The sequence below is a fragment of the Dietzia sp. genome (assembly GCF_036741115.1).
In the GTDB taxonomy this organism is placed as follows: domain Bacteria; phylum Actinomycetota; class Actinomycetes; order Mycobacteriales; family Mycobacteriaceae; genus Dietzia.
In genome coordinates this window covers 26,593-32,596 of the sequence record NZ_DAINST010000028.1, presented here as the reverse complement: position 1 = coordinate 32,596, position 6,004 = coordinate 26,593, and the positions used below count along the sequence as shown (strand labels likewise).

5 protein-coding genes are annotated in these 6,004 nt (G+C 67.5%); 1 reads left to right on the top strand and 4 read right to left on the bottom strand.

The features are described from left to right. Positions 1–406 precede the first annotated feature (406 nt). A complete protein-coding gene (locus V7E05_RS06345) occupies positions 407–1,342 on the top strand; it encodes a hypothetical protein (protein WP_333618828.1) in 936 nt (311 codons plus the stop codon). 48 nt (positions 1,343–1,390) lie between these two features. Here V7E05_RS06345 and V7E05_RS06340 read toward each other — a convergent pair whose 3' ends face one another. From V7E05_RS06340 to V7E05_RS06325, 4 genes are all read right to left on the bottom strand, one after another. Then, positions 1,391–1,561 (bottom strand): hypothetical protein, encoded by a 171-nt coding sequence (locus V7E05_RS06340; RefSeq protein WP_333618827.1) that lies wholly within the window; start codon positions 1,559–1,561, stop codon positions 1,391–1,393. Positions 1,562–1,632: 71 nt separating this feature from the next. Further along, positions 1,633–2,472, bottom strand: a complete 840-nt coding sequence (locus V7E05_RS06335) for an alpha/beta fold hydrolase (protein ID WP_333618826.1) — start codon at positions 2,470–2,472, stop codon at positions 1,633–1,635. Positions 2,473–2,712: 240 nt separating this feature from the next. Beyond that, positions 2,713–3,294 carry a TetR/AcrR family transcriptional regulator gene (locus V7E05_RS06330; RefSeq protein ID WP_333618825.1) on the bottom strand — a complete coding sequence of 194 codons (582 nt, stop codon included), beginning with the start codon at positions 3,292–3,294 and terminating at the stop codon, positions 2,713–2,715. After that, complete coding sequence (locus V7E05_RS06325; RefSeq protein ID WP_333618824.1) at positions 3,291–5,693, bottom strand: MMPL family transporter; 2,403 nt, start codon at positions 5,691–5,693, stop codon at positions 3,291–3,293. The genes V7E05_RS06330 and V7E05_RS06325 overlap by 4 nt, the downstream gene beginning before the upstream one ends. Positions 5,694–6,004: the final 311 nt, after the last annotated feature.

Below are 6,004 nucleotides of genomic sequence, written 5' to 3'. Positions count from 1 at the left end.
GCTCGGCGAAGGACTCGCGGAGGCCGCTCCACCAGCGGTGCGAGTTCGACTGGCCGGGGAGCAGGAGCAGCGCCGGGCCGTCGCCGAGGCGCTGGACGGCGAGCTCGGTGCCGTCTTCGGTGGTCGTGGTGATGCGGTCGAGCTCGGGCATCGGGGTCCTTTTTGGGTGCTGGTGCTGGTGCTGGTGCGAGCGTAGCGGGGCCGATGTCGAAGTACCCACGAAGTTCCTCACGTGCCCACGAACTCCTATCTTCGTGGGTACCGACTCAACGTCGTTGGTACTCCCCCGGGCGCCCGGGTCCCCGAGCACCAGCACTTCCCGACCGCCACAACCCGGGCGCTCCCGCCTACGCGCGCCGTAAAGTAGCGCCCCCACAGAATTCCCCCACTGATCCACGATGACCCCGTGCCATTTCGACTTGCGTTCCGAGACCACAACGTCGTCGTCTTCACCCTCCACGAAGCAGCAGAGCGCGGCTACAGCCGCGCCGCCGTCGACGAAAAGGTCACGAAAAACCAGTGGTCCAGAGTGTGCCGCGGCGCCTTCGCAACCACCCCACTCTCGAGGTTCTATCGAGAAGAGCGACACGTGATCAGCGTCGCCGGCGCCCTCGTGGTGTCGGAACCCGAGTGGCGCGCAAGCTCCTGGTCCGCACTCGCCGTCCACGGGTTGCCACTCGTCGGCCACGATCTGCGGCGAGTCCACCTCTCCCGGCATGCAGAGAAGTTCGCGTTCCGTTCGTACGACACGAGGATCAAGATCGAGTGCCCCCTAGGACCGGAAGATCTCGGCGAAGCCCAGGACATCCCGACCGTTTCCCCGGCTTCGGCCCTCGCGCAGTTCGCGCGACAGGCGAGCTTCAAGTCCGCCGTGGTCGCGCTCGACGCCTCCTTGCACAGGAAGCTCATCTCTCGAGAGGCGGTGGGAGAACGGCTACAGCTCCGCGGCGGCAACGGCCTTCCCCGCGCGCGGGCCGCCGTCGACTTCGCCGACGCCCGCTCGGAGAGTCCTGGAGAAAGCATTCTTCGCGTGCTGCTGTTCCTGCACGGCTTCCCCACTCCGATTCCGCAGTACTGCATCCATGACGGCGAAGGTCCGACCATCTACGTGGCCGATCTCTACCGGGCCGAAGGAAATCTGATCCTCGAGTTCGACGGGAAGGGCAAATTCGACAGCAGCGAGAACCCCCCATCCTCCTATACCCAGTTCGATCGCCAACGCGACCGCGATTACGGGCTCGTCACGCGAGGATATCGCGACATGCACGTGACCTGGTCAGACCTCCGAGACGAGGCCCTATTGATCGCGCGAATCCGCAAACTCCTCGAGGTCGCCGCGTAGCCACAGCAGGCGGCGGACTTTCCGGATGGGCCGGCCAAGGTCCAGCGCCTACTCCCCCGCCTCAACCAGCCCCGCGAGCGTTGCGAGGTCCGCGGACACGGCGGCGCAGTCCCGCTCGAACTCCTCATCAGTAAGCGCCAACTGCCGGACCGCGAAGGCGGACTCCGCGCCGTCCGGATGCGCGAGCACCCGCAGCGGATTGTCGACGCCCCGTCCCATCGGGAAGGGTCACCGCATGGTCGAGCACGCCGCGGCCACCACCCTGCTCACGAACTCCGTACGCATCGCGCTCAGCCCTCGCGCCCCGCAACTCCTAGCACGGCCTCCGCGACCTCCGCCGGGTTCCTCTCCGGCAACCAGTGCCCGCCATCGGCGATCACGTGCAGCTCGAACGGCGCGTCCACGTAATTCCCAGCGAGCTCCGCCCCGCGCCGGTCGAGCGCCGCGTCACCCTCACCCCACACGTGCGCGGTGGGGACCGAGACGTGCCGCCGGAGAGACCCGGGCCCGGCAAAGGGAAGGGCCCTGTACCAGTTGACGGCGGTCGTCAACGCCCCCGAGCCGACGATGTCCCTGTGGAACGCCGCGATCTGGTCGTCCTCCATCCCGCCGCTCCGGAGGAGCCTGTCCATGACCCCCGGCGCCCGGGTCGCCAGCGCCTCGACGGCGAAGGGGAGCTGGAAGAATCCCATGTACCAGCTACGCAGGAGCTGTGGGCTGCTCGCCAGGGATGCGAGGAACGCGCCGGGCGCAGGCACCGAGACGGTCGTGAGCGAGGCGACCAGGTCCGGTCGGCTCGCCGCGAGTTCCCACGCGACGACAGCGCCCCAGTCGTGGCCGACGAGGTGCACCGGGCCCACGTCGAGGGCCTCGACGAGCGCGGCGGCATCGCCGGCGAGCAGCTGGATGCGATAGTTGCGTCGCCCGGCGGGCCGCGCCCCGGGGGAGTATCCGCGCTGGTCGAAGGCCACAGCGCGGTATCCGGCGGCGTCCAGGATCGCGGCAGTGCCTGCCCAGATCTGCGAGGTCTGCGGGAAGCCGTGGAGGAGCACCACGGTGCCGAGCCTCTGCTCCCGCTCGCCGGAGTCCTGCACGTCGAAGGTCAGGCCGTCGTTTTCGAGTTTCTCCATGGCCCCGATCTTCCCCTGCTCTGCGAAACCGCGGGGACGAAACCACGCGGACGGAAGAGAAAAGCGGGGGAGGCGGGTTCACCGCCTCCCCCGCGGGGAGAGATTGCCGGGCCGGAGGCTCGGAGAGAATGCCGGGTGGGGCGCCTCGCAGAAGTGGATGTCCCGGCTACTCTGCGAAATTGCCGGGTGGGCGCCTTGCGAGATTGCCGGTCGGGCTCCCCGAAGAAGCGGCCGGCCCGACTACTTCCCGAAGCGTTCCTCGAAGAAGTCGAAGGCCTGGTTGACGTAGTCGATGGGATCGGCGCCGTCCTCGATCGAGCGTTCGATCGCCACCCCGGCGCCCGCGAACAACGCCGGCAGGAGGACCTGCATCTCGAGACGCGAGAACTGGTCCGAATACCGCTCGACCATGTCGTCCTCGAGACCCCGCATCTTCGACTTCGCGCACATCCGCTCCTCCTTGCTGAAGAGCACGGCGATGTGCTCCCCGAGCTGGATGAGCTTGACCGGCGAGATCAGGTTCCCCTCGCTGGGCGAGAGCATCTCGGTGAGCAGAGTCCGGACATTGCGTACGGGGCCGTCATCCGAGGGAAGAGTCTCGAACCTCTTCTCCCACTCTTCCGTGACCAGGTCGACGAAGTAGAGGTACGCATCGTCCCGCTTCGGGAAGTAGTTGTGGAAGGTCCGGGCCGAGACGCCGGCGCGCTCGGCGATCGCCGCCACCGTCGCGCCCTCGTCGCCCTCGTCGATGAGGAGGTCGACGGCCGCCACCGCGAGGCGGCGGCGCGTCTCACTCTTCTTCCGCTCCCTCAGGCTCTTCATCGACCCTCGGGATCGCTGCCCTCGGCGCCGGACGAGACCGCTTCCGGCTCCGCCCGCTTCTTGCTCCACAGCTCGTCCTCGACCTCGACGAGCGTCTCGCCCTCGACGTCGACGCGCGGCACGATCTTGTCCAGCCACTTCGGGAGCTTCCACGCCGAGTCGCCGAGGAGGAACATCACGGCGGGCACGAGGGTCATGCGGATGAGAAACGCGTCGAGCAGCACGGCTGCGGCGAGCGCGAAGCCCATCACCTTGATGAACGGCTCGTCCATGAGCATGAACGCCGCGAACACGGAGATCATGATTAGCGCGGCGGCCGTCACGACGCGGGCGCCGTGCTTGAAGCCGTTGGCCACGGCGTTCCCCGCGGCCTTGCCGTGCACGTAGCCCTCACGCATCCGGGAGACGAGGAACACCTGGTAGTCCATCGCCAGTCCGAACACGAGGCCGATGAGCATGATCGGCAGGAACGAGATGATCGGCTGCGGGTCGGAGATGATGCCGCCCCAGCCCTCCTGCCAGAGAGCGACGGTGATGCCGAACGTCGCCGCGACGGACAGCGCGAACCCGAGCGCCGCCACGAGCGGGACGAGGATCGAGCGGAACACCACCATGAGCAGGAGGAACGCGAGAACAAGGACGATTGCGATGTACGGGATCAGGACAGAGGAGAGCCGCTCGGAGATGTCCTCGAAGATCGGAGAGGCACCTGTCACGGAGTACGTGGCTCCGGTCTCTTCGTGGAACCGGCCTTCGCCGTCACGAATGGAGGAGAGCACATCCGCGGCGCGCTCGTCCGTCGCGCCGACCTCGGGCGTGATCATGATCTGCGCCGCCGAGCCGTCGGGTGACGGCTGACCGAGCTGGGCGTTCGCGACACCGTCGATGGACTGGAGGTCCGTCACTGCCGTCGCCCAGGTCTTCTGCGCCTCCTCGGGCGACTGCCCGTCGTTCTCGACGAGCGCGACCATCGGCGCGTTGCGGCCGGGGCCGAAGCCCTCGGAGATCATGTCGTAAGCGATGCGGTTGGGGCTGCCTTCCTTCATCGACCCATCGGACGGCATGGCAAGACGCAGCTGCGCGGCCGGGATGGCGAGCAGCACGAGCACCACGGCGACGCCGATTGCGAAGATCGTCGGGCGCTTGCGCACCTGGCGCACCCAGCGGAGGCCCACGGTGGGCTTCTCGTTCTCGGGGTCCGGAGCCTTGACGAACGGGGCGCGGCCGGCGAAGACCTTGGTGCCGAAGGCACCGAGGATTGCGGGGAGCAGCGTGAGCGCGACGAGCACGGCGATCACGACGGTCACGGCGGCGGCGAGCGCCATGGCGGTGAGGAACGGGATGTTGATGACCATCAGCGCGACGAGCGCGATCACCACGGTCGAGCCTGCGAACACCACAGCCGAGCCGGCCTTGCCCACGGCCATGCCGGCGATGTGGGCGCGCTCGCGGCGGTCGAGGCCCTTGATCCGTTGCGCGAGTTCCTTCGGCGAGATGTCGTAGCCGTCTACGTGTTTGATCAGCTCGCTGCGGAAGCGCGACACGATGAACAGCGCGTAGTCAATACCGACGGCGAGACCGATCATCGACGCGAGCGTCGGGGTCATCGAGTTGATGGTGTCGGTGAACGCGGTCGCGGCCGTGACGCCGGCGATGCCGATGCCGACACCCGTGACGCCCGTGAGTAGCGGCATGCCCGCGGCGACGAACGAGCCGAACGTGATGATGAGGACGAGCGCTGCGACGATGATGCCGATGATCTCCGCCGAGCCGCTCATCTCCTGGGTCTGGAAGGCGTTGCCCGCGTAGGCGATCTCGAGGTCGTCGCTCTGGTGCTCGGCGGCCACGTCCTTGAACGTCGTGAGGTCGCCGGGCTCGATATCGGTCGAGGTCGGCGCGTCGAAGGTGACCTGGACGATGCCGGTCCTGCCGTCCTCGGACAGCGGACTCATCGCCTGGATGTCGGCGTCGATCTGCTCCTTCGGGAGGCCCTGCTTCTCCTTCGCCGGCGCGAGCTGCTGCTCGGCCGCCATGGCTCCCGTGGCCGGGTCGACGATCTTGTCCGGGTTCGCGAGGTAGGGCTGCTTCTTGAGGTCGTCGACGAAGCTCGCGACCTGCTTCTGCACGTCCGGGTCCGAGAGCTTCTTGCCTTCGGGCGCCTGCATGACAACCTGGCCGGAGGGAGCCTCGAGCTGGTCCCCCGATCCGGGGAACTTCTCGGCGAGCTTGTCCTGGGTCTCGATCGATTCGAGGCCGGGGATGGAGAACGAGGTCGAGGTCGGCTTGCTCAGCGTCGCAGCGGCGATACCGACGCCGACGACGATGAGTAGCCAGACGGCAATGAACCGCCAGCGATGGGCGTAGGCCGCTCGGCCCACGCGATAGAGGAACTTGGCCATGGGTAGGGCTCCTTGTTCGAAAGCGCCCCAGGCAGCCGAACCGCCCGGTGGCTTCTCACGGATGAGGTCACGGATACAGGTGGCCGCTCCCGCACGCTCGTGCGCCACGGCTCCCGCATTGACGACACAATTTGTACACGCGGAATGAAAGTTTGCACAAGGAGTGCAATTAGTTTTCGGGCCTATCGGCGCCCACGCGGCAGAGGAAATCCGAGCGCTGCGGCGCCGCCGCGCCCGGAGGAAGGCGCGGACCGCTTGTTCGAGCGGAAGGGCCCACGGAGGAATCCACCCAGGTGGGGGCCGAAAGTCGT